Source organism: Shewanella sp. LZH-2 (assembly GCF_016859145.1).
Taxonomy (GTDB): Bacteria; Pseudomonadota; Gammaproteobacteria; order Enterobacterales; family Shewanellaceae; genus Shewanella; species Shewanella xiamenensis.
Genome location: NZ_CP069350.1, coordinates 2,340,278 through 2,364,830, shown reverse-complemented (window position 1 = coordinate 2,364,830; position 24,553 = coordinate 2,340,278). Strand labels below are relative to the sequence as shown.

18 protein-coding genes are annotated in these 24,553 nt (G+C 45.9%); 12 read left to right on the top strand and 6 right to left on the bottom strand.

The features are described 5' to 3' along the window. Positions 1 to 142 precede the first annotated feature (142 nt). The 11 genes from JM642_RS10540 (at position 143) to JM642_RS10490 (ending at position 14,415) form a co-directional block, all read left to right on the top strand. Complete coding sequence (locus JM642_RS10540; RefSeq protein ID WP_203431742.1) at positions 143 to 2,956, top strand: transporter substrate-binding domain-containing protein; 2,814 nt, start codon at positions 143 to 145, stop codon at positions 2,954 to 2,956. Between the two features lie 184 nt (positions 2,957 to 3,140). Further along, entirely contained in the window at positions 3,141 to 4,916 is a 1,776-nt protein-coding gene (aspS, locus tag JM642_RS10535; protein ID WP_203431741.1) for an aspartate--tRNA ligase, read from the top strand. A gap of 216 nt (positions 4,917 to 5,132) precedes the next feature. Continuing rightward, positions 5,133 to 5,879 (top strand): YebC/PmpR family DNA-binding transcriptional regulator, encoded by a 747-nt coding sequence (locus JM642_RS10530; protein WP_203431740.1) that lies wholly within the window; start codon positions 5,133 to 5,135, stop codon positions 5,877 to 5,879. A gap of 189 nt (positions 5,880 to 6,068) precedes the next feature. Next, positions 6,069 to 6,590: a crossover junction endodeoxyribonuclease RuvC gene (gene ruvC, locus JM642_RS10525; RefSeq protein WP_203431739.1), complete on the top strand. Its 522-nt coding sequence runs from the start codon at positions 6,069 to 6,071 to the stop codon at positions 6,588 to 6,590. Beyond that, positions 6,587 to 7,204 carry a Holliday junction branch migration protein RuvA gene (gene ruvA, locus JM642_RS10520; protein WP_037430586.1) on the top strand — a complete coding sequence of 206 codons (618 nt, stop codon included), beginning with the start codon at positions 6,587 to 6,589 and terminating at the stop codon, positions 7,202 to 7,204. Before ruvC ends, ruvA begins: the two co-directional genes overlap by 4 nt. A 123-nt stretch (positions 7,205 to 7,327) precedes the next feature. Continuing rightward, positions 7,328 to 8,332, top strand: coding sequence for a Holliday junction branch migration DNA helicase RuvB (ruvB, locus tag JM642_RS10515; protein WP_037418848.1), 1,005 nt, complete (start codon positions 7,328 to 7,330; stop codon positions 8,330 to 8,332). Positions 8,333 to 9,116: 784 nt separating this feature from the next. Next, entirely contained in the window at positions 9,117 to 11,624 is a 2,508-nt protein-coding gene (locus tag JM642_RS10510; RefSeq protein WP_055648357.1) for a TonB-dependent receptor, read from the top strand. A gap of 195 nt (positions 11,625 to 11,819) precedes the next feature. After that, a complete protein-coding gene (locus tag JM642_RS10505; RefSeq protein WP_144374616.1) occupies positions 11,820 to 12,503 on the top strand; it encodes a response regulator transcription factor in 684 nt (227 codons plus the stop codon). A gap of 180 nt (positions 12,504 to 12,683) precedes the next feature. Next, entirely contained in the window at positions 12,684 to 13,811 is a 1,128-nt protein-coding gene (locus JM642_RS10500) for a M14-type cytosolic carboxypeptidase (protein WP_037418855.1), read from the top strand. Positions 13,812 to 13,819: 8 nt separating this feature from the next. Then, complete coding sequence (locus JM642_RS10495) at positions 13,820 to 14,137, top strand: hypothetical protein (RefSeq protein ID WP_037418858.1); 318 nt, start codon at positions 13,820 to 13,822, stop codon at positions 14,135 to 14,137. Continuing rightward, a complete protein-coding gene (locus JM642_RS10490) occupies positions 14,134 to 14,415 on the top strand; it encodes a DUF1315 family protein (RefSeq protein ID WP_203431738.1) in 282 nt (93 codons plus the stop codon). Before JM642_RS10495 ends, JM642_RS10490 begins: the two co-directional genes overlap by 4 nt. A 67-nt stretch (positions 14,416 to 14,482) precedes the next feature. Here the strand turns inward: JM642_RS10490 and ansA are convergent, their stop codons facing one another. Then, entirely contained in the window at positions 14,483 to 15,496 is a 1,014-nt protein-coding gene (ansA, locus tag JM642_RS10485; RefSeq protein ID WP_037418865.1) for an asparaginase, read from the bottom strand. A 110-nt stretch (positions 15,497 to 15,606) separates the two neighbouring features. Continuing rightward, positions 15,607 to 17,451 (bottom strand): signal peptide peptidase SppA, encoded by a 1,845-nt coding sequence (gene sppA, locus JM642_RS10480; protein ID WP_203431737.1) that lies wholly within the window; start codon positions 17,449 to 17,451, stop codon positions 15,607 to 15,609. 165 nt (positions 17,452 to 17,616) lie between these two features. Between sppA and JM642_RS10475 the strand changes: the two genes are divergently transcribed. Then, complete coding sequence (locus tag JM642_RS10475; protein ID WP_203431736.1) at positions 17,617 to 19,635, top strand: NADPH-dependent 2,4-dienoyl-CoA reductase; 2,019 nt, start codon at positions 17,617 to 17,619, stop codon at positions 19,633 to 19,635. A gap of 99 nt (positions 19,636 to 19,734) precedes the next feature. Here JM642_RS10475 and JM642_RS10470 read toward each other — a convergent pair whose 3' ends face one another. The 4 genes from JM642_RS10470 to nrdA form a co-directional block, all read right to left on the bottom strand. Next, entirely contained in the window at positions 19,735 to 20,190 is a 456-nt protein-coding gene (locus JM642_RS10470; RefSeq protein WP_231570537.1) for a nuclear transport factor 2 family protein, read from the bottom strand. A 196-nt stretch (positions 20,191 to 20,386) separates the two neighbouring features. Then, positions 20,387 to 20,806 (bottom strand): class I ribonucleotide reductase maintenance protein YfaE, encoded by a 420-nt coding sequence (yfaE, locus tag JM642_RS10465; RefSeq protein ID WP_037428098.1) that lies wholly within the window; start codon positions 20,804 to 20,806, stop codon positions 20,387 to 20,389. Positions 20,807 to 20,839: 33 nt separating this feature from the next. Next, the gene (nrdB, locus tag JM642_RS10460) at positions 20,840 to 21,970 is read right to left on the bottom strand and encodes a class Ia ribonucleoside-diphosphate reductase subunit beta (RefSeq protein WP_037418877.1); all 1,131 of its coding nucleotides are present in this window, start codon (positions 21,968 to 21,970) and stop codon (positions 20,840 to 20,842) included. Between the two features lie 61 nt (positions 21,971 to 22,031). Then, positions 22,032 to 24,320 (bottom strand): class 1a ribonucleoside-diphosphate reductase subunit alpha, encoded by a 2,289-nt coding sequence (gene nrdA / locus JM642_RS10455; RefSeq protein WP_099458106.1) that lies wholly within the window; start codon positions 24,318 to 24,320, stop codon positions 22,032 to 22,034. Positions 24,321 to 24,553: the final 233 nt, after the last annotated feature.

Below are 24,553 nucleotides of genomic sequence, written 5' to 3'. Positions count from 1 at the left end.
GTCTCGAAAGTTCAACCCCGCATTTTAACGAATCCCGTTGACTAGCAGCAAGTCTCGGGCTAGTAATTTGCCAGAAATTTCTGTCTAATATGCGATAAATAACAAAGTATTTACATTGTACATCAGGTACTAGGGACCCCAGTTGAAGTTAGTGTTCCAGCTTATTGTGATCCTGTGTTGTGTTTTTTCGAACAACACAGTTAATGCCAGTCAAGGACCGACTGATTCGCTTATCGTGGTGATGGGGGAAGACAGCTTTCCCTATCAATTTGTGGATAACGAGGGCGAAGCCACGGGGTTATTAGTCGATCTTTGGAAGGAGTGGGGTAAACGTACCGATACCTCACTCGTTTTTGTTGCGCGACACTGGAATGAATCTCTCGCACAGTTACAACAGGGAAACGCCCAAGTGCATATTGGCATGGGTAAAACCCCGGAGCGTGAACAACTATTTGATTTTGCCGATCCGATTGCTGATGTTCGCACCTATTTGTATTTACATAAATCCTTGCAGGGCAAAAAAAACATTAAAGAATTGGTGCCTTACCAGATTGGAATTGTGTCCGGTTCTTCCCATGAAGCGGAATTACGCCGTATCGAACCTGCGTTAGTATTTAAATATTATGAAAGCCGTGAAAAGCTACTTGCAGGTGTGGCGGCGGGTGACACAGTGGTGTTTGCTGGGCTCGACGGTTATCTTCGCGACCCTTCCTCTAACCAAACGATCGCAGCAAATTTTCCTCTCAATATTCGTATCCCCATTAAAGCGATGCAATTTGTGCCTGCGGTGATGAAGCACAATACCGCCTTACTGAATAAAATTAAGGCGGGCTTTAATGCTCTTGACCCTAAATTTATCCAACAAACTGAGCGTCGCTGGTTGGGTTACCACGGCCAAAAAGCGGGACTGATAGTCGCGATGCAACTGGGAATTGAACCTTTTGTTGATTTAGGTGTTGATGGTTTACCCCATGGTTTTTATGTAGATCTTTGGCGACTATGGTCGGCTAAAACGGGGATTGATGTCGATTTTATCTCAGGCGATATGAACGGCAGTGTTAACGATGTACGTCAAGGGTTAGCCGATGCTCATATTGGTTATCCCGAGAGTGATGACATGAAAACGGGGTTAACTCGCGCGTGGCACTTGTATACGGTAAAGAGTCGACTGTTTTTGTATCAACAGCAATTAACTGATTTACATCGCTTAAAAGGTAAACGTATTGGTGTTGTGCCAACGGCGCCATATTTAGTCCAGTTACGCAAAGCACTGCCGGATGTGTCATTGCGTTACTATGACAGTATGGATGCGATGGTCGCTGGTGCAAGAGCGGGGGAGATTGTTGGGTTTGTTGCTGCGGGAGCATGGACTACCCATTATCTTCTGCAAAACAAAGCATGGGCCGATTTTAATCAATACCCTGAGCTGGAATTTCCTACCGATATCTATGTATTAACTCGAAGCGATGATCCTGGACTGACTCAACGGATCAGCAATGGATTTCACAGCATTAGCATGCAGGAATTTGCTGATGTTGAACAAAAATGGATGCTTAACCCTAAAGACCGTATTTTTAATCAGGCAGGCTTACGCAGTATCCAACTCTCAAGCAGCGAACAAAACTATCTTTCACAATTGGGTGAACTCAAACTGGGTTATCTTAAGCAGTGGCCGCCCATGGAATTTAGCGATGAACAAGGGCAATTCGCGGGCATTAATAGTGATATCGTAAATATGTTCGCTCAGCAATTGCATCTTAAGATCCAACCCGTTGCGTTTGATGATTGGCAGTCGCTTATTCGCGCATTGCGAACAGGAGAGATTGCACTGGCGGGCAGTATTGCTAAAACCGCTGAGCGGCAACAGCATGTGGTTTTTAGTGATGCCTATTGGCCATCGCCATGGGGGCTAGTATCGCAGCTTGAACAAGTCTCTGTCTTTAATTTGGCACAATTGGCAGGTCAGAGAGTGGCCGTGGTTGAAGGCTATCATCTTGTCGCTCAACTAATGATGCTACAACCTTCGCTGAAGCTCGTATTGGTACCCGATACGCACTCAGGGCTTTTAGCGGTAAATGAAGGTAATGCCGATGTGTTTATTGATAAGGTGGTGACGCTAGCCTCTGAGTTAAAAACAGGCCAGTATCCTTTACTTAAAATGTCACTCTTAAGCGATTTAGCCGACCAGCATAGTCATTTTGGTATAAATCCGCAATTTACCCCATTGGCACCATTAATCAACCGAGTATTAGCGCAGATCGATCAGCAAAAGCAGCAACAAATCTATTCCCATTGGGTGAATTTCGCGATTGCCACTGACGATGGGCAATACTTGCGTTGGATCCGCTATTTATTGCTTGGAGCGTTGAGTTTATCGGTGGTGATGATCGCGGTATTAGTGGTTAATCGTCGTCTAAATCGTGAGATAACTCGCCGTATTGCGGCGGAAAAACGTTTGCAATACGTTGCGAACCATGATGCATTAACCCAGTTACCTAATCGAGGCTTACTCGATGATCGATTATCGCAGGCACTATTAGCCCATCGTCGCGATCAGAGCCATTTTGCGCTGCTGTTTATTGATTTAGATGGATTCAAACAAATCAATGATCAGCATGGACATCCAATAGGTGATGCCTTGCTTCTACGGGTGGCGGGATTACTGACGCAAGCCGTTCGCCATTCTGATACTGTGGCTCGATTTGGCGGCGATGAGTTTGTTATCCTGCTAAATCGTGTGCAAGATCTCGATGCCGCGACCCAAGTTGCTGATAATATTCTGCACTCGCTTTCATCACCCTTCACTTTTGAAGGCGTAAAGGTAGAAATTGCTGTGAGTATCGGTGTGGTGATTTATCCCCGCGATGGTGATACGGCGATTGAATTATTAAAAAAAGCGGATCAATTAATGTATCAAGCCAAAACGGCGGGTGGGCGTTGCTACCGCGTGGCTTGATGTTTTTTTGTACGTTTATGCATAGATAGTGCGTTCGCCTCTAGTCAAGGGCGTAAAACTGTTTGATACTTCACCGCCTAAAAGTGAAGTACTTTGGTAATCGGCATTATTTGACTATAATGCCGCTTTTATCTCGTTTTGATTATTTCCAAAGCACCGGTTTCCGGATAAAGGATAGAGTTAGATGCGCAGTCATTATTGTGGAGACGTCAATAAGTCTCACGTTGGACAAGAAGTTACCTTGGTAGGTTGGGTTAATCGTAGCCGTGATTTGGGTGGCGTAGTCTTTTTAGATTTAAGAGACAGAGAAGGTCTGGTCCAAGTGGTTTACGATCCAGATTTACCTGAAGTGTTCAATGTGGCTAGCACACTGCGCGCTGAGTTTTGTGTGCAGGTAAAAGGCGTGGTTCGTGCACGTCCTGATAGCCAAGTTAACGCACAAATGAAAACTGGCGAAATTGAAGTGTTGGGTAAAGCACTAACTATTATCAACAGTTCTGAGCCACTGCCGCTGAGCTTAGATAACTATCAAAACAACAGTGAAGAACAGCGTTTAAAATATCGTTATTTAGATTTACGTCGCCCAGAAATGGCACAGCGGTTAATGTTCCGCGCGAAAGTGACCAGTGCTGTGCGTCGTTTCCTCGACTCAAATGGTTTCTTAGATATTGAAACGCCGATCCTGACCAAGGCAACCCCAGAAGGTGCCCGTGACTATTTAGTGCCGAGCCGTACATATAAAGGTCAATTTTTCGCACTGCCACAATCACCACAGCTATTTAAACAGCTGCTGATGATGTCAGGTTTTGACCGTTACTATCAAATCGTAAAATGCTTCCGTGACGAAGATTTACGTGCTGATCGTCAGCCAGAATTTACTCAAATCGATATCGAAACGTCTTTCATGAGCTCAGAGCAAGTGATGGCGAAAACCGAAGAGATGATGCGTGGTCTGTTCCTTGAGATGCTGAACGTTGATCTAGGCGAATTCCCGCGCATGACCTACAACGAAGCGATGCGTCGTTTCGGTTCAGATAAGCCAGATTTACGTAACCCATTAGAGCTGGTGGACGTGGCTGACTTGCTCAAAGAAGTAGAGTTTGCAGTATTCTCAGGTCCAGCCAATGATGAAGAAGGCCGTGTTGCGGCGCTGCGTATTCCAGGTGGCGCGAGCTTATCCCGTAAGCAAATCGATGATTACACTAAGTTCGTGGGTATCTACGGTGCTAAAGGTTTAGCGTGGATGAAGCTAAACGACCTGAATCAAGGGTTAGAAGGCATTCAATCGCCTGTGCTTAAGTTCTTGAATGAGAGCATTGTTAACGAAATCATAAGCCGCACTGGCGCACAAACTGGCGATATTATCCTGTTTGGTGCAGACCAAGCGACCGTGGTTGCTGAATCTATGGGTGCACTGCGTCTTAAAGCCGGTGAAGACTTTAATCTGCTTGAAGGTCAATGGCGTCCATTGTGGGTGGTTGACTTCCCGATGTTTGAGAAGATCAACGGCAGCTTCCACGCGGTTCACCATCCATTTACCGCTCCGCGCGGCGTGACACCTCAAGAGCTAGAAGCCAATCCTGCTAACCGTGTGTCAGATGCCTACGACATGGTATTAAACGGCTGTGAATTAGGTGGTGGTTCGGTACGTATCCACAACCAAGAGATGCAGTCTGCGGTATTCCGCATTCTTGGCATTACCGACGAAGAAGCGAAAGAGAAATTCGGCTTCTTACTCGAAGCGTTACGTTACGGTACGCCACCACATGCAGGTTTAGCCTTTGGTTTAGACCGCATCATCATGCTGATGACGGGCGCAAGCTCAATCCGTGATGTGATGGCATTCCCGAAAACCACCACAGCGGCGTGCCCGTTAACCAATGCGCCAGGTTTTGCTAATCCACAACAATTAGCTGAACTAGGTATTTCCGTGGTGAAAGCCGCGAAGACTGAAGACTAATCTTTAGCGATTATCGAGTACCGAGGCGCAAGCCTCGGTCTATTTTTACCCCGTCATTTCATTTCTTATCAATATCTGCGTTATCGACGTCACTTAATTTGCCGTCATTCACTGTGTAAAGGAACATTGAGTAAAGGCGCCTTATTCGAGGCACCGTCAAGGTTACCTTAGGCTATTGATAAGATGTGCAATGGCTACGTGTAGAGGAGAACTCCCATGGCAGGTCATAGTAAGTGGGCCAATATTAAACACCGCAAAGCAGCGCAAGATGCCAAGCGCGGTAAACTCTTTACCAAATTTATCCGTGAGTTAACGGTTTCAGCCCGCGAAGGCGGCTCAGATCCCGATTCAAATCCGCGTCTGCGAATCGCCATCGATAAGGCGCTCGGCGGCAATATGACCCGCGATACCATTGAGCGCGCGATTAAGCGCGGTGCTGGCGAGCTTGAAGGTCAGCAGCTCGAAACCATTATTTACGAAGGTTACGGCCCAGGCGGCACCGCGGTGATGGTGGAAACTATGACAGATAACCGTAACCGTACCGTCAGCGGCGTACGTAATGCCTTTAGCAAATCGGGCGGTAACTTAGGTACCGATGGTTCGGTTGCCTATTTGTTCACTAAACGCGGAGTATTGTCCTATGCGCCTGGCGCAGATGAAGATGCCTTGATGGATGCGGCGCTCGAAGCGGGCGCTGAAGATGTAGTGAGTTACGATGATGGCGCGATTGATGTATTTACTGAACCGACCGAGTTTTATGGGGTGAAAGATGCCCTCGATGCCGCAGGGTTTGTCAGTGATAACGCCGAAATCGCGATGATAGCCTCGACCAAAGCCGAGTTAGATGCCGAGACTGCCGAGAAGTTTATGCGCCTTATCGATACCCTCGAAGAGCACGATGATGTGCAAGAGGTGTATCATAATGCGGAAATTTCCGATGAGATTATGGAAAGTTTGGGTTAAGCCAACTTGGGGAGGTACGAGTGTTTGCAAGCTAGATGCTGAGTAAAAGACAACGTGTCTCCTTTGGTTGAATGAACGCGAGCAGGTTTTAGTGGTTCTTGAATGGTTCTTTAATCAGTCATGATTTGGTTGAGGCGCTGTTAAGACGCAAATCGACCGATTTACGTAAGGCGCACGCATAAGGAAACAATGGCAATTATTTTAGGTGTAGACCCGGGATCGCGGATCACAGGTTACGGCGTTATCCAATGCCAAGGGCGGCAGCAACTTTATTTAGGCAGTGGCTGCATTCGTACCTCGGGTGATGATCTGCCGTTAAGATTAAAGCAGATCTTTGATAGTATAAGTGAAATTATTCGCCAATATCAACCCGATGAGTTTGCCATTGAACGGGTATTTTTGGCTAAAAATGCCGACTCAGCCTTAAAATTGGGCCAAGCCCGTGGCGCAGCAATTGTCGCAGCAACCGTGGCGAATTTACCTGTTGCAGAATACAGCGCAACCCAGATAAAAAGTGCTGTAGTCGGGACTGGGCGTGCGAAAAAAGAGCAAGTACAACATATGATCCAGCAATTGCTTAAGCTCCCAGCCGCACCACAGGCAGACGCCGCGGATGCGCTTGGCGTTGCAGTATGTCATTATCACACCAATCAAAGCTTGGTTGCCTTAAGCGGCCGAGCGACAACAAGAACATATGGACGGTACAGATGATAGGTCGTTTACGTGGAGTGTTAATTGAAAAGCAAGCGCCAGAGGTGTTGATTGATGTCAATGGCGTGGGTTACGAGTTACAGATGCCCCTCACCAGCTTCTATGAACTCCCCGAGGTCAATCAACCGACCACAGTGTATACCCATTTTGTGGTGCGTGAAGATGCCCAGCTGCTTTACGGCTTTATCACTAAACAAGAGCGCTCACTGTTTCGTTTGCTTATCAAAGCCAACGGCGTGGGCCCTAAACTGGCGTTAACCATTCTTTCTGGCATGACCGCCAGCGAGTTTGTGGGCTGTGTCGAGCGCGATGATATAGTGACGCTGGTGAAATTACCCGGTGTTGGTAAAAAGACTGCCGAACGTTTATTGGTTGAGATGCGCGATAAATTGAAGAGTTTGATGGAGGCATCCGTAGGCTCTGAGCGTGAGTTCGTACTGCAATCTAACTATTCACCGGCTCCGACGGTCAACAGTGCCGAAGAGGATGCAATTTCAGCCTTGATCTCCCTCGGCTATAAACCGCCACAGGCGAGCAAAGCGGTTTCAGCAGCCTTTAAAGAAGGCATGGACAGTGAGACCTTAATTAAGGCCGCGTTAAAATCGATGCTCTAACGCATGGTTTTGATTGAGGCAGTTTATTGCGGTGCGCGATTTTTGCAGCCAAGCAGGCTGCAACTGCAGCAAAATAGCAAGTGCCGCATGCCAAGAATGCAATGCGGTAACAGGAATAGGTAAATGATTGAAGCAGATAGACTGATACAGCCACAGCTGCAAGGTCAAGATGATGTTATCGATAGGGCAATGCGCCCTAAATTGCTCGATGAATACACTGGGCAGGATGATACGCGTGCCCAATTAAAAGTGTTTATTCAAGCGGCCAAGAATCGCGAAGAAGCTTTAGATCATATGTTGATCTACGGCCCGCCAGGTTTAGGTAAAACCACCTTGGCGATGATTGTCGCCAATGAAATGGGCGTCAATATAAAATCGACCTCGGGTCCCGTGTTGGAAAAAGCCGGGGATTTAGCGGCGCTGCTGACTAACCTCGAAGCAGGTGATGTACTCTTCATCGATGAAATCCATCGATTAAGTCCTGTGGTTGAGGAGATCCTGTATCCGGCGATGGAAGACTATCAACTGGATATCATGATTGGTGAAGGACCTGCGGCGCGTTCCATTAAGCTCGATTTACCACCTTTTACTTTAGTCGGCGCGACCACGCGGGCGGGGGCCTTAACCTCTCCGCTAAGGGCGCGTTTTGGCATTCCATTGCGACTTGAGTTTTATAATGTCAAAGATTTAAGCACCATTGTGACCCGTTCTGCCCAAGTGATGGGATTAGCCATTGATAGTGAGGGCGCAACTGAAATTGCCAAACGTTCGCGCGGTACACCAAGGATTGCCAATCGATTACTCCGGCGGGTGCGTGATTATGCCGAAGTGCAACACGATGGTGCTGTGACTCAACATGTTGCTGAGCTGGCGCTCAATTTACTCGATGTCGATGGCGAAGGCTTCGATTATATGGACCGCAAATTGTTGCTCGCGATTATCGATAAGTTTATGGGCGGCCCAGTGGGCCTTGATAACCTTGCGGCAGCAATTGGTGAGGAGCGCGAAACCATTGAAGATGTGCTCGAACCTTTCCTTATTCAACAAGGTTTTATCCAACGCACTCCCCGTGGCAGGATCGCAACGGCCAGAGCGTATTTACACTTTGGAATGATAAAACCAGAGTGATCGCTAAATAGTGTTATCTATTGCTTAATATAAAAGCGACTTAGGTCGCTTTTATATTTTTTGAATAGAAATAGATGAAACCTGGATTTAATTTAATCCTTATTGTTTTTATTAGCTTTTTACGTAATCTCTGCAAGTAATTTAAGTGATGCGTTATTGAGTGTTGTTTGATTGTATATCATCTATCTTCTTCGTATTTTCGTTATCTTAATGCATTTTTGTCCCTAACGATTGACCCAATAGCAAATTAGTTCTCAATTTTTAAATTGACAACCAATTGTTGCGTTTATGTTTAAATTTTCGTGGGTTTGCATAAAAACCACACCTTATTCATTTTGTATCCATTAACTCACCAAAACTACTTATGTTTTCTCAATTCTTAGTATTGCAAAGATTGCTAATATGCATATTTTCTCATAATTAATCGATACATTATTCTGTGCGCAAGACGGTTTACCTTTGGTAAAGTGTGATACACATCACACTTTTGAAGTGTTTAAATGTTTTTAAAATGTTGCGTTGGTAACAGTTTTTGTGCCTGTTTGATATCGGTTATGCTGGTGTTTTATGCTGAATAAATCTCAAAGAAAGTGCGCTCGATCTTTTTGAAACAAATAAAAAACAAAGAGTCTAATTAAATTAAACATTTTTACTTTTAAAGTTAAAAAAATGAACGTTGACTGAATGAAAGTGAATCCTCAGTATCAAGCGCAACAGTCGTACAGCAATAGTTGTACATACTGTAAGCATAAAAATAATAGTAAGATCTAGGGAGCATTCATTCATGATTAAAAGAACCAAAGTTGCGTCGGCTATCAATTTAGCTGTCGTTAGCTCAATTGCTGCTGGTACCTTCGTGGTATCAAGCGCATTTGCAGCTGAAGAGACTGCAAAAGTCGAGCGTATTGAAGTCACGGGTTCACGTATTCAACGTCAAGATATGGAAACAGCTTCTCCTGTTACCGTTATTGATGCTGCTGCAATCAAAGCCGAAGGCTTTACCTCTGTAGACCAAATGCTACAAGTACAAACCTCAATGGCAGGTGCTGCGGTAGGTTCAACCACTAACAACGGTGCTGATGGTGTTGCCCAAGTTGACTTACGTGGTATGGGCTCGCAACGTACTCTCGTACTATTAAATGGCCGTCGCATGGTGAACTCAGGTTCAGGCGCTAACAGTTCTGTGGATTTAAACTCTATCCCTGTTGCGATGATCGCTCGCGTTGAAATCCTAAAAGACGGTGCTTCAGCGGTATACGGTTCTGATGCGATTGCTGGTGTAGTGAACATCATCACCAAAAAAGATTTTGAAGGTTTCCAATTAGACTTCAACGGTAGCGGCACCGACAAGGGTGACGGCGAAAACGGTGATGTGAGCGCACTGTATGGCTTCAACACCGATGGTGGTAACTATACATTTGGTGCAGCATATGCAGACCGTCGTGGTGTAATCCAAGGTGACCGCGATTGGACTGAGCCAGGTGCAAGTTCTTATATCCCAACAGGCACCTTAGGCGGTAAAGTTCAAGATGCAAACGGCAACTGGGTTGACCGTACTTATGGTTATGATTTTACACAAGATAGTTACTATCAAACTCCAAATGAGCGTCGTAGTTTATTTGCAAACATGACCCAAGAGTTAGGTAATGATGTGGTATTAACTGCTGACGCTATCTACACTAACCGTCGATCTAATCAGCAAATGGCCGCACAACCTGCTGAAGTTTTCTTAGATGTTTGTAAAACGGCAGGTCAAAAGGATTGTTTAACCCTTGATCAAGCAATGATCGCCGGTGGTATCACTGCAAATAAAGATGATCAAGTTAGTTACCGTCGCCGTACTAATGACGTTGGTCCACGTATTTATACTCAAGATACTGATACTTGGCGTTTATCTGGTGGTTTAGCGGGTACTCTAGATGTACATACTGGTATGAACTGGGATGTGACTTACACCTATGGTAAGAACCAAGCTAAAACCGCAGTAGAAAACTCAATCAACGGTTCTGATATGAAAGCTTCAGTGCTTGCAAATCAAGCTGCATGGTTCAGTGGTGCTCCATTAACTCAGCAAATGATTGACGCGATTAGCTACACTGAAGAAGCTAAAGGGGGTAACGAGCAACAAACGCTATCTGCTGGCTTAAACGGTGAGTTATTCGACTTGAGTGCAGGTGCTGTAGGTTTCGCTATCGGTGCTGAGTACCGTCGTGAAAGTGGTTTCTACACGCCAGACGAAGTGGTTATCGCTGGTGAAAGTACTTCAGCTCAGCAAGACCCAACTAACGGTAACTACAACGTAGTATCTTTCTTCCAAGAAGTGAGCGTACCATTTACGGAAAAACTGACAGGTGAATTCGCGCTGCGTTTAGACGATTACTCAACCTTCGGTAAAGCGACTACTTGGAAAGTTGGTTTAACTTACACTGCGACTGATGAACTGATGGTTCGTACTGTGGCTGCTACGGGCTTCCGTGCACCAAGCGTTGCAGAATTGTATGGTGGTAACTCTGGTTCATTTGATTACTTAACGGATCCATGGGGTAATATTAAGGATGCACAGATCCTTGTAAACCGTACTTCAGATCCAAACCTGAAGCCAGAAGAGTCAGAGTCATATACTGCTGGTTTAGTGTACTCTCCTAGCTATATCGACGGTATGTCTGTGACATTAGACTACTGGCGTTTCAAGGTAAGTGATGCAATTGCTCGCGCTAATACTCAAGACGGTTTAGATGCGTGTTTCGCGGGAGATACAGCAGCTTGTGACAAGTTTAATATTGGTGCCGGTGGCGATTTAACCAATCTGTCAAATGCGCTGACAAACGTAGGCTCTCAAGATACTAGCGGTATTGACTTTAACTTAGCCTATAGCTTTGAGTTAATTGGTTTAGATTGGAAAGTAAGCAACGATACAACCTACTTAGTGCAATTCGAGCAGGACGGTGTTGATTACACTGGCACTATTGACGGTAACTTCGGTGCATACTCTCGCGTACGTAACAACTTCAGCATCAGTGCTGGTCAAGACGATTGGAGTGTCATGTACTTCAACCGTTACATTGGTGATATGCGTGATCTTGAAGGTGGTAACAAAGTGGGTGATATCGTTTATCATAACATTTCTGGTACCTATCACGTTAACGACAGCACTGCAGTTAGCTTAGGTGTGAAGAACTTTACCGATGAAAAACCATTGACTGTATCTAACGGTAGTGATGGTGGTACTGTTCCAGAAGTTTACGACACTATCGGCCGTACCATTTACGGCGGTGTGACTGTTAAGTTCTAATTTTAATTTGAACCCACTCTAAAAAGCGCCTTCGGGCGCTTTTTTGTTTTGGTGCAAAAGGTTACATACATTATCTATCGCTGCCAACTTGATCACAATTAAGTAAATACTGATTTTTAATCTTCTTCTTATGCTAGAGCCAAACATCTAGGTATGGTAACATAAATGATATTGATTATCGTTTGGTGTTTTGAGATGAGTAGAATACTGTTAGTCGATGATGATCCATTATTCCGAGTGTGGTTAACTGATGTGCTCCAAGCACAAGGACATGAGGTTGAATGTGCCGTTAACGGTGTTGATGGGCTTTCACGCATTCGCTCCTTTGCGCCCGAGATTGTTATGCTCGATCTGGTGATGCCTCAAATGGATGGTTTTGAGCTTTTACAAGCAAGGAATTGTCTGACGCCGATAATGATGTTGTCAGCCCGCGATAATGAAGAAGACAGGATCAGAAGCTATGAACTCGGTGCGGATGACTTCTTAGCTAAACCCTTTAGTATTAAAGAGTTATTGGTACGTTTGCAGGCGATTGAGCGACGGTTAGTGCAGCGGCATAAGCCACTAATGGCGATCGATCAAACCGCCGCCATTCAATCGATTAAGTTTGACGAAACCGCCTACAGGATAACCATCGACAAGCATGCCGTGGAGTTAACCCAAACTGAGTTTAGGTTATTTAAGTACCTGTTTGAACGAAAAGGGCAAGTGATCACTAAGCAAGAGCTGCAAAAGTCAGTTTTGCAAAAGGACTTAGGGCGGTTTGATCGTAACTTGGATATGCATATCAGTAATACAAGGCGCAAACTGGCAAATACTCGTTTACCGCGGACATTAATTAATACGGTACGTGGTCAAGGATACAGTTTTTCCGCTTGATGAGTTGTGAGGGGCTAACAAACTAGGCACTGATGAATTACAGCGTGACTGATGGCTTCTTAGGCAATTTTACTCGCTTTCATTTTCCCCAGATACGGATTTGGTTTATTCTAACGGGCATTATAGTAGATGCGTATTTTGCATCATTGCCCTCACATGAATAACTAAGTAGGAATCAGTATGCGGATCAGTGCCAATTTTGATGGCGGAAATATCCAAGTCATTAATCTTGATAATAAAGACGATATTCAACTGGCTATCCGTCCCGATGCGGGCGGTGAGTTTTATCAATGGTTCAACTTCCGATTCGAAGGTGATGTGGGAAACCAGTACACCTTAAATATTATCAATGCGGGCACCGCTTCCTATCCTAAGGGCTGGCAGGATTACCACGCAGTCGCCAGTTACGATCGTCAGCATTGGTTCCGTGTACCAACTCAATATATTGATGGCAAACTCAGTATCCAGCTTGAACTTGATTGTGATGCGATTCAAATCGCTTACTTTGCGCCGTACAGCTATGAGCGTCACTTAGATTTACTCAGCAACGCGCAATTACATCCCGATGTAAATCTTGAACATTTAGGCTTAACCTTAGATGGCCGTGATATTACCCTGATGAAAGTGGGCGATGGCAATCCTGATAAACGCAATATTTGGATCACCGCAAGGCAACATCCCGGTGAGACCATGGCGGAATGGTTAGTCGAAGGCTTAGTGAATCGTCTGCTGGATAATGATTGTCCAACCGCAAAAGCACTGCTCGATAAAGCGAACTTCTACATTGTGCCTAATATGAACCCGGATGGCAGCGTAAGAGGCCATCTGCGTACCAATGCGATTGGGGTTAACCTTAACCGTGAATGGCAAACCCCGAGCTTAGAAAGAAGCCCAGAGGTCTACCATGTAGTGCATAAGATGCAGCAAACGGGCGTAGATTTATTTTACGATGTCCATGGTGATGAAGGTCTTCCCTATGTTTTCCTCGCGGGTTGTGAGGGGGTACCAGCTTACAATGAGCGATTGGCGCAGCTGCAAGCGGACTTTAGTCAGGCATTAACCTTGGCCAGTGCCGATTTCCAAACCGAGTTTGGGTACGCTAAAGACGAGCCTGGTCAAGCCAACTTGACCGTGGCGTCTAATTGGGTGGCGCAAACCTTCGATTGCTTGTCGAACACCTTAGAAATGCCTTTTAAAGACAACAACAACCTGCAGGATCCGTTTGTGGGTTGGTCACCTGAGCGCAGTATTTATTTAGGCGAAGCGTCATTGATTGCCATGCTCGCCGTGGTTGATAAGTTAAGATAGGTGTGAATATGGCATTAATCGAATGTCCAATCTGCCGTAAACGGATGTCGAGCAAGGCGCCAGCTTGCCCGCATTGTGAGGCAAAAACCAATGGTGATAATAGCTCGCTCGTACGGATCAGTCATATCCAAAAATCCAGCAGCTTAATGAACCAAAGCTTTGTTGCCATGACGCTGTTTATTGCGGGGGTGGTGATTTGGTTTTGGGGTGGAGAGCCCGCCGAAGGCGTCCGCGCGACCATTGGTGCCATCTGTTTTGTCTTTGGTTTTGTGGGCTATTTAATTACCCGCGTTAGAATCGTATTACATAAGCGAAAGAGTGTATGACCGACATTAATCAAGTAATCGACCAAATGCCTGAAGAAGTCTATGAAAGGCTGCGTAGCGCTGCTGAATTAGGCAAATGGGAAGATGGCACAGTATTGACCGAAGCCCAGCGTGAATCGACTCTTCAAGTGGTGATGCTCTATCAGGCGCGCCGCTTAGATCAAACGGAGCATTTCACTATAGGTGCTGGCGGAAAATTAAATGAGCTGTCAAAGGTGGAGTTGAAGAAACAATTCCGTGGCGAGTCGATAGCCGAGTTTAAAGCTGACGACCTGTAATCTCAGTTGACGCAACGTATTAAAAAGCCCACTAATGTGGGCTTTTTAATACGCAAAGTTGCGATCCTTAATCGGGGCTGAGCTCACCAACTAAGTTTTGCAACATAGCAGCCTTAATTTCGCTCGGCTTTAAGTTTTTCGACAGCAGATAATGCAACTTAGCCAATGCAGCCTCAATGGTCATATCTGCGCCACTGATCACGCCTGCTTTAGCGAGGGCATTTCCCGTTGCATAACCGCCCATATTCACTTTGCCTTGGAAACACTGAGTCAGGTTCACTAACACAATTCCCCGTTCATCCGCTTGCTTTAGGGTATCGAGTAATGCCGTATCCTGTGGCGCATTACCTACACCAAAGGTCAGTAAAATGAGCGCCTTAACGGGTTGCTGCAGAATATTCTCAAAAATCTGCGTGGAGATACCTGGGTAGAGGGTGACCACACCTACGGGTTGCGGGCTGATATTAGCGACTTCTAACGGTTTATCGCTTGGCGTGGCAATTTTACCTGCGCGCAGATTAATTTTGATCCCCGCTTCAAGCAGTAAGGGGAAGTTTGGTGAGGCAAATGCATCGAAGCCGTCGGCGTGGGCTTTGGTGGAACGATTGCCACGGAATAGTTTGTTATTAAAGAATAAGCACACTTCAGCCACTGGATAATTAGCAGCGATATACAAAGAGTTGAGTAGGTTGGTTTGGCCGTCGGAACGCAACTGCGCCAAGGGGATTTGTGAGCCGGTGACAATAACAGGCTTTGACAGGCCTTGAAGCATAAAGGATAAGGCCGATGCCGTGTAGGCCATTGTATCAGTGCCGTGGAGGATCACAAAGCCATCGTACTTGTCATAATTGGCTTTGATATCATCGGCAATCATTTGCCAGTCGGTCGGTGCCATGTTTGATGAGTCGATGAGCGGGCAGTACTCGTGGATCACAAACTCAGGCATTTCAGCATGGTAAAACTCGGGCATGGATTGGACGCATTGGGTCAAAAATCCTGCTACTGGTGCAAAGCCATTATCGGTTTTTTGCATGCCTATGGTGCCGCCCGTGTAGGCGACATAAATGGAGCGTTTAGTCATTCTTGTCGTTATCTTAGCTTCACGTGGGCTAATTATACGATTTTGCTGACATAAACCCAATAAAAAAGCCCGAGGTATCGGGCTTTTGTGTCTTTCATCTTGAGTCTGCGCTAGTTGATCGCACAGCTGTCACAATATACATACACATGGTTAGGGTCGTTAAAGGCCGCTATAGTCTTTAAGCTACCTGTCCATTGGCTCAGCATTTGCTCAAGCAGCGTTGAATGGCTGAGTGAAGCGGGTAAATAAGCCGACACAGAGGCAAACATTTGCTGCACAAAACGCTGCTCAGGCGTGAGCTCTTGCTCAATCACACGGGTATCGAACAGGCTTAAATCCGCCAGTTTAGCTGCTTTCGCGACAGCTTGGTCTATATCACCTAGTTCGTCAACTAAGCCTAATTCTAGAGCTTTTTTACCACTCCACACACGGCCTTGGGCGATGTTATCCACTTGTTCTAAGGTCATTTTTCGTTCCTTAGCCACCAGTGAAATAAAGTCTAAGTAGCCACGCTCAATATGGCGCTGGATTACCGATTCAATTTGTGGAGAGAGGGTGCGCGTGACTGATAAACCCGCCCATTCAGAGGTTGATACGCCGTCGGTATGAATGCCTAAGCTGGCGAGTGAATCTTCGAAGGTGGTGATCATCCCGAAGATGCCGATAGAGCCCGTCAGTGTTGTTGGTGTCGCGAAGATATAATCGGCGCTGGCCGAAATCCAATAACCGCCGGATGCCGCAAGGCTACCCATACTGACCACCACAGGTTTACCCGCCGCTTTGAGGGCGAGTAATTCTTGGCGGATTTGCTCCGAGGCAAAGGCGCTACCGCCAGGGCTGTCAACTCGTAACACCAGTGCTTTAATATGTTTATCAAATCGCGCCTTACGAATGAGTTCAGCCGTGCTATCGCCACCAATCTGGCCTGCAGGTTGGCTGCCATTTAAAATAGTGCCGCTGGCAACGATAATACCAACACTGTCTTGCTCAACAAAGCTTGGCAGAGGTGTCACTAGGGTTAAATAGTCGTAAAAGCTGACCTGCTTAAAGCTGTCACCCGACTTTTCTTTACCCACGGTCTCAAGCATCACTTTGCGGAAATCTTCATCGGTCGCTAGGGTATCGACCCATTTCATATTGAGGGCCATAGTCGCAGAATCGCCCTCAGCCTTATCGAGTTGCGCGAGGTAATTTGCCGAGTCCAAAACCAAGGCTTTGGTATCAATTTGGCGATTTGTTGCCACCGTTTGAGTGTAACTTTGCCAAACATCAGCGAGTAGGACGCTGCTAGCCTCTCTGGCCGCATCTGACATATCGTCACGCATATAAGGTTCTACTGCGGATTTAAACGTCCCAACACGGAAAATATGTGCTTTTATCTTGAGTTTTTCGAGGGCGGATTTGAAGTATTGGTTATACATACTTAATCCCTCAAGTGAGACGCTACCTTGAGGGTTGAGATAGATGGTATCGGCAAAACTGGCAAGAAAATATTGGTTTTGTTCGTAATAGTTACCAATCGCTACGACCTTTTTGCCGCTTTCTTTAAAACGATTTAAGGCGTCGCCAATGGATTGTAATTTGCTGATCCCCGCACGTTTTAGCTCTGACAAGTCTAAGACTATAGTGCTTATCCTGTTATCGTGCGCCGCGTTATCAATCACATAGATAATATCCGCCAGTAGGATTTCGCCATCGCTGCTGCCGTTATTACCTTGCTTGAGTGCGGCTTCAAGCGGGTCGACCTGTTGTTTTTGATCAACAATCGATCCCGCAAGATTAAGTACCAGTGCCGAATTATCTTCGACCTGAATATCTTCACTACTGCCAATGACAATCAGAATCATGGCGAGGAGGCCAAAAAAGATCAGGTTAAGTATGAATTTACGGATCCCGTTAAGGGCGTTCCAAATGAATAAGCATATTCTCTTGAAAAACGATGGGTTAGCGGACATTAGCCACTCCTTTGCATATCGAATGTGCCAATGCTAACTGAAAATCTCTTCACTGGCTAAACACAATTGTAAAGGTTTTTAACTTTTAACCCGTTAGCAACAGTTGAGCTTACATTTGACTCAAGGTATGCTCATTTAAATCACTTGTTTAAAAAGGATGTTTGAATGTCGTTTCCCCATTTATTAGAACCCTTAGATCTGGGATTTACCCAGCTCAAAAACCGTGTGTTGATGGGCTCCATGCACACGGGGTTAGAAGAAGAAAAGGGCGGATTTGAGAAACTGGCAGCGTTTTATAAAGAGCGCGCGTTGGGCGGCGTAGGATTGATCGTCACTGGCGGAATTTCACCAAACCTACGTGGTCGATTGACTCCCCATGCTTGTCAGTTGAGTTTCCCCTGGCAAGTGGGCAAGCACCGCATTGTGACTCAAGCGGTGCATGAGGCCGGTGGTAAAATCTGTATGCAAATCCTGCATGCTGGGCGCTATGGTTATCATCCTTTTTCGCAGGCACCGAGTAAAATCAAATCGCCGATTACTCCCTTTACGCCTTCTGCCATGTCGAGCCGTCAAGTACGCGCCACTATTAAGGATTACGCCAGTTCTGCCGCCTTAGCGAAAAGAGCAGGGTACGATGGCGTTGAAGTGATGGGCTCTGAGGGGTATTTGATCAACCAATTTATCAGTTCCCGGACCAATACGCGCACCGATGAATGGGGCGGCAGTTTTGAAAAACGCGCGCAATTTCCGCTAGAGATTGTGAATGCCATTCGCGCCCAAGTGGGCAAAGACTTCATCATTATCTTCCGCTTATCTATGCTCGACTTGGTCGATAACGGCTCCACCTGGGATGAAGTTGTGCAACTGGCCAAATGGCTTGAAAATGCGGGAGTGTCTATTATCAATACTGGGATTGGCTGGCATGAGGCCCGCGTGCCAACCATTGCGACCAGTGTGCCCCGCGGCGCCTTTGCTTGGGTAACTGAAAAACTTAAGAAGTCGGTTTCAGTGCCCTTGATTGCCACAAACCGTATTAATACGCCTGAGATTGGCGAGCAAATCATCGCCACTGGTCAAGCGGACATGGTGTCTATGGCGAGGCCTTTCCTAGCCGATCCTGAGTTTGTGAATAAAGCGGCTGCCAACACGCCAGAGCTGATTAATACCTGTATTGGTTGTAATCAAGCCTGTTTAGATCATACCTTCTCTCTGAAACGTGCCACTTGCTTGGTCAATCCCCGTGCCTGTTATGAGACCGAAATTAACTTTTTACCTACCAATAAAAAGAAGCGTATCGCAGTGATGGGCGCGGGCCCCGCTGGGATGGCATTCTCTGTGTATGCAGCGATGCGCGGCCATGAAGTCGTGCTTTTTGAGGCGAAATCCGAGGTGGGTGGTCAGTTTAATCTGGCACGTAAAATCCCAGGAAAAGAAGAGTTTAACGAGACAATTCGTTATTTCCTCAATCAAATTAAACTGTATAAAATTGATCTGCGCTTAAATACCCGCTTGGATGCTAAGGTACTGGAAACCGAAACGTTTGATGAAATTGTTATTGCTTCCGGCGTGGTCCCACGCGAGTTGAGCTTGCCAGGATTTGATAGCCCCAAAGTGGTGGATTATCAGCAGGTTCTGACGGGGCAAACTGCGATTGGTGACAAAGTCGCGCTGATTGGTGCTGGCGGTATTGGCTTTGATATGGCGCATTACCTCTGCGAATCTGAGTCGAGCACGCTTAATCCTGAAAAATGGTTAAAGCAGTGGGGTATAGACAAGCAATATCAGCATGCGGGTGGGTTAGCCGAGCCTGAAGTCGATAATAGCGATCACAGACAAGTTTATTTGCTGCAACGCAAGACTTCAAAGATGGGCCAAGGCTTAGGTAAAACCACCGGTTGGATCCACCGTTTAGTGTTAAAACAGCATGATGTGAAGATGAAAACCGGCGTCAACTATGAAAAGTTTGATGACGCTGGCCTACATATTCGGGTTGGTGAGCAAACTGAAGTATTGGCCGTGGATAATGTTATCCTCTGCGTCGGACAAGAATCAAATCGCACCTTAGTCGATGAGATGAAAGCAACGGGCATTCCTGTGCATTTGATTGGGGGGGTTGATGTTGCCGCTGAGCTGGATGCAAAACGCGCCATTCGTCAAGGCGCCGAGCTTGCTATGCTGCTGTAGTTTTAAGCGGTTTATCCTAAAAAATGCCTGAGTCAGACTCAGGCTTTTTTGTTGATTGATATGAAGATAAGCGCTTATCTATATGAGTGGGCCATTTGCTTAGTTGGGTAAATGCCCATAACTGACGACTCTAGTGACTTGCCACTGGCCATTGGTGTGTTGCCAGACCATTAAAAATTTGGCTTTGCCGTCACAACTGCCAGTTTCTTGGCTGCAAAATTTATGTACACCCTCTGTTATCGCGCCAAAGTCCTTGATGGGATAGGCTTGAAAGCTCTCTTCAACCAGTGAGCGGGTGTATTTACCACAGGCATAGTTTTTAGTGTTGTTGATCATCGACTGGCGATCCCAAGTGACACCACCGTTGTCATGGTAAAACTCGACCTTATCTGCAAAGTAACTTTCGTGCAGCTTGAGTTGTTGCTCATCGGCACAACGATTAAATGAATCAAATACCTTACTATCCATGTCTTTCATTTCGGCAACGAGGTTATCTTCACTCGAAAATGCACTCATTGACACAAGCAGCAAGCTGATTGCGATTAACTTATCCATAGCTCTCCTTGGCATAAACTGGTCCACCTAATACAAAGTAAAAATAAGTGGAAAGCAATAACATAATGATCTTTTGGCAAGCTAACAAGGGTGAGCGATAAAGCGCTTGGGAAGCTGTAAAGATGTTGTTTTTGCTAATCAGTAGGTGTTATGCAGGAGAATGTTTGTCAATAACAACCAATAGTAGACGACTCTGCTAGTCTTCGACCACTTCTTGCTGTGGCACGGCTTTGAGGTTGGCGGTTTTACGTGTAGATGTAGACTGAGCGCGGGTGTGGCAAGAATAGGTCACCACGGCAGCGCCTTCGGGCGATAAGTCGAGTTCTAAATCTTCGCTGGGTATACAGCAGCAGGGCAGACATTCGTCGGCATTGAGATCGGCTAGAGGCTCGGTTAAATAGCTGACACGACCACTAAGCACTTTTGTTTTACAGGCACCACAAAAGCCACTACGACATTCAGAGAAAATTCTGACTTTTTTGGCCTCAAGAGCTTGCAGTAAAGAGCCGTGCTGCGGGGTAAATAGCAGCACAGGTTGCCCTTGCAGGCGCACAATGGGCGCCTTGGCAAAGGGATTATTCAATGGATGGCTCTTTAGCTGGTTCGACTTAGTCATTTCGTAATCTAGTCATTTCACAATCAAAAGTGATTAGAGATCGAAATCAAGAAATTCATCACTGTCGACGGCTGCATCGATTTGGCCAACCAGATAGGATGACACTTCCACTTCTTGTGGGGCCACTTGCACTGCGTCACTCTCTAGCCAGTTTTTCATCCATGGCAGTGGGTTAGTTTGTTCTGCGTAAGGTAGCGGCAGGTTAACTGACTTCATCCGTTGGTTAGTAATGTACTCAACATATTGGCAGAGGATCTGCTCGTTTAGACCGATCATTGAGCCGTCTTTGAACAGGTATTTTGCCCATTCTTTTTCTTGTTCGGCGGCTTTTAGGAACAGGTTATAGGCTTCCTGTTGGCATTCTGCGGCAATCTCGGCCATCTCAGGATCGTCTTTGCCGCCCTGCATAATGGTTAAGATATGCTGAGTGCTGTTTAAGTGCAGCGCCTCGTCACGGGCGATAAGACGAATAATTTTCGCGTTACCTTCCATAAGTTTACGCTCAGCGAAGGCAAATGAGCAGGCAAAGCTCACGTAGAAGCGAATGGCTTCGAGCGCGTTAACTGACATCATGCACAGGTACAGCGCTTTTTTCAGGGTGCGGGTATTTACCTCTAAAGGCTCACCATCAATCACATGGGTGCCTTCACCGAGTAAATGATATGTCTGGGTTAATTTGATGAGGTGATCGTAGAACTCTGCAATGTCTGTGGCACGGCGCAGGATCTCATGGTTCACCACGATATCGTCAAAAATCACTGAAGGATCGTTGACGATATTGCGAATAATGTGAGTGTATGAGCGCGAATGAATGGTCTCGGAGAATGACCAGGTTTCAATCCAGGTTTCTAACTCAGGCAGTGACACCAATGGCAAAAAAGCTACGTTAGGCGAGCGACCTTGAATTGAATCGAGCAGCGTTTGGTATTTCAGGTTCGAAATAAAAATATGCTTTTCATGATCGGGTAGTGAGTTGTAGTCGATTTTATCGCGGCTCACATCGACTTCCTCTGGGCGCCAGAAGAAAGACAGCTGCTTTTCAATTAGTTTTTCAAACACTTCATATTTTTGTTGGTCATAACGTGCGACGTTTACTGATTGTCCGAAAAACATGGGTTCACGGGTGGCATCGTTGGGTGTTTGGCAAAAAGTAGAGTAGGTCATGGTACGAGTATTCCAATAAGTCGGGATCCCATTGGGATCCCGCAACCGTTAACATTGAAGATTAGATTTTGCAAGCGCCGCCAGCACAGCCGTCATCTTCTTTCTCTATGTTGGTAATGTCATCGTGTTGATCCGATGCACCATCGCGAGTGTTATGGTAGTACAGCGTTTTTACACCTAACTTGTAGGCATTGAGTAAGTCTTTTAGCAGGGTCTGCATTGGGACTTTACGGCCCTCAAAACGCGCTGGATCATAGTTTGTGTTGGCCGAAATCGCTTGGTCAACGAACTTTTGCATGATACCCACAAGCTGTAAGTAACCTTCGTTGCTTGGCATTTGCCATAACAGCTCGTAGTTGTATTTCAGCTCATCGAAATCAGGCACTACTTGTTTTAACTGGCCATCTTTACTGGCTTTCACACTGATCAAGCCGCGTGGCGGTTCGATACCGTTGGTGGCGTTTGAGATCTGTGATGAAGTCTCAGACGGCATCAGTGCAGACAATGTCGAGTTACGTAAACCGTATTCTTTGATATCTTGACGTAGTGTTTCCCAGTCTAAATGCAATGGCTCACTGCAAATCTTATCTAGGTCACGTTTGTAGGTATCGATAGGTAAAATACCTTGAGCGTAAGTCGTCTCATTAAATAATGGGCACGCACCTTTTTCTTTCGCCAGATTCATTGACGCTTTGAGCAGATAAAACTGAATCGCTTCAAAGGTCTTGTGAGTCAGATTGTTCGCGCTACCATCGGAGTACTTCATACCATTCTTCGCTAAATAGTTAGCGAAGTTGATAACACCAATCCCTAAGGTTCGACGGTTCATCGACGAAATTTGCGCCGCTTTGATTGGGTAATCTTGGTAATCCAGCAGGTTATCTAAGGCTCGCACGGCTAAATCAGCTAATGGCTCCAGTTCCGCTAAATCGGTAATTGTCCCTAGGTTTAATGCCGACAGTGTACAAAGGGCGATTTCGCCGTTTGGATCGTCAATGTTATTCAATGGCTTAGTCGGCAGCGCGATTTCAAGGCAGAGGTTAGACTGTCTGATCGGTGCAACTTTTGAGTCAAATGGACTGTGGGTGTTACAGTGATCCACGTTTTGAATGTAGATACGGCCCGTTGAAGCACGTTCTTGCATCATCAATGAGAACAGATCCACCGCTTTTAATGTCTTTTTGCGAATGCTGCTGTCTTGCTCATATTGCAGATATAAACGCTCAAATTCGGCTTGATCTTCAAAGAAGGCATCGTAAAGACCGGGTACGTCCGATGGGCTGAACAGGCTGATATTTTCGCCTTTGATCAGACGTTGATACATCAGTTTATTCAGTTGCACGCCGTAGTCTAAATGACGGATACGGTTATCTTCAACGCCACGGTTATTTTTCAGTACTAGCAGCGATTCAACTTCTAAGTGCCAAATAGGATAGAAGAGGGTGGCTGCACCGCCGCGCACGCCGCCTTGCGAGCACGATTTCACCGCAGTTTGGAAATACTTGTAGAAAGGTAAGCAACCTGTGTGGAAGGCTTCGCCACCACGGATTGGGCTTCCTAATGCACGGATACGACCGGCGTTGATACCGATACCAGCGCGTTGGCTCACGTATTTTACGATAGATGATGCTGTCGCGTTGATTGAATCCAAGCTATCGCCACATTCAATCAGTACGCATGAGCTAAACTGACGAGTCGGCGTACGCACTCCCGCCATGATAGGCGTTGGCAGTGAAATCTTAAAAGTCGATACCGCATCGTAAAAATCTTTGACGTATTGCAGACGCGTAGCTTTTGGATAGCGGGCAAACAAACAGGCCGCCACCAGAATATAGAGGAACTGGGCGCTCTCATAAATCTCGTGGGTGACGCGGTTTTGAACCAGATATTTACCTTCAAGCTGTTTAACGGCTGCGTAAGAGAAGTTCATATCGCGCCAATGGTCGATATAAGTATCCATAATATCGAGTTCTTCGCGGGTGTAATCCTGCAGAATATGCATATCATACTTACCCAACTCTACCAGCTTAGTGACATGGTCATATAACTTGGGCGGCTCGAACTGACCAAAAGCCTTCTTACGCAAATGGAATACGGCTAAACGCGCAGCCAGAAACTGATAATCGGGTGACTCAGGGGAAATTAAATCCGCCGCAGATTTGATGATCGTTTCGTGGATAGCTTCGGTTGGGATCCCATCGAAAAACTGTAAATGCGTGCGAAGTTCAACTTCAGAAACAGAAACGTTTTTTAATCCCTTGGCTGCCCAAGTAATTACGCGGTGTATTTTGTCGAGATCAATTGTCTCACGTGCACCACAGCGTTTTGTAACTGTCATATTGCTATTCATTGAAGAGAGGCCTTGGTTCTGATATCTGTTCAGGTGAACTAAGTCACCGTACGTTTCCTTGTAAAACAATCAACCTGAAAACCCTTAATACTGTTGACTATGGTGAAAATAGTCGATTTAGCGGGGAACTTCTAGTGTGTCTGATTGCTACCTATACACAAGATATGGTGTTTTAAATAATCTGAGATACAAGATAGTGAGGTTTGCTATTATTTGCAAGTCTCAATTTAGGG

Coding starts and splice junctions, on each gene's coding strand:
- aspS (WP_203431741.1), top strand. CDS start 3,141: ATGCGCAGTCATTATTGTGGAGACGTCAATAAGTCTCACGTTGGACAA.
- JM642_RS10530 (WP_203431740.1), top strand. CDS start 5,133: ATGGCAGGTCATAGTAAGTGGGCCAATATTAAACACCGCAAAGCAGCG.
- ruvC (WP_203431739.1), top strand. CDS start 6,069: ATGGCAATTATTTTAGGTGTAGACCCGGGATCGCGGATCACAGGTTAC.
- ruvA (WP_037430586.1), top strand. CDS start 6,587: ATGATAGGTCGTTTACGTGGAGTGTTAATTGAAAAGCAAGCGCCAGAG.
- ruvB (WP_037418848.1), top strand. CDS start 7,328: ATGATTGAAGCAGATAGACTGATACAGCCACAGCTGCAAGGTCAAGAT.
- JM642_RS10510 (WP_055648357.1), top strand. CDS start 9,117: ATGATTAAAAGAACCAAAGTTGCGTCGGCTATCAATTTAGCTGTCGTT.
- JM642_RS10505 (WP_144374616.1), top strand. CDS start 11,820: ATGAGTAGAATACTGTTAGTCGATGATGATCCATTATTCCGAGTGTGG.
- JM642_RS10500 (WP_037418855.1), top strand. CDS start 12,684: ATGCGGATCAGTGCCAATTTTGATGGCGGAAATATCCAAGTCATTAAT.
- JM642_RS10495 (WP_037418858.1), top strand. CDS start 13,820: ATGGCATTAATCGAATGTCCAATCTGCCGTAAACGGATGTCGAGCAAG.
- JM642_RS10490 (WP_203431738.1), top strand. CDS start 14,134: ATGACCGACATTAATCAAGTAATCGACCAAATGCCTGAAGAAGTCTAT.
- ansA (WP_037418865.1), bottom strand. CDS start 15,496: ATGACTAAACGCTCCATTTATGTCGCCTACACGGGCGGCACCATAGGC.
- sppA (WP_203431737.1), bottom strand. CDS start 17,451: ATGTCCGCTAACCCATCGTTTTTCAAGAGAATATGCTTATTCATTTGG.
- JM642_RS10475 (WP_203431736.1), top strand. CDS start 17,617: ATGTCGTTTCCCCATTTATTAGAACCCTTAGATCTGGGATTTACCCAG.
- JM642_RS10470 (WP_231570537.1), bottom strand. CDS start 20,190: ATGGATAAGTTAATCGCAATCAGCTTGCTGCTTGTGTCAATGAGTGCA.
- yfaE (WP_037428098.1), bottom strand. CDS start 20,806: ATGACTAAGTCGAACCAGCTAAAGAGCCATCCATTGAATAATCCCTTT.
- nrdB (WP_037418877.1), bottom strand. CDS start 21,970: ATGACCTACTCTACTTTTTGCCAAACACCCAACGATGCCACCCGTGAA.
- nrdA (WP_099458106.1), bottom strand. CDS start 24,320: ATGAATAGCAATATGACAGTTACAAAACGCTGTGGTGCACGTGAGACA.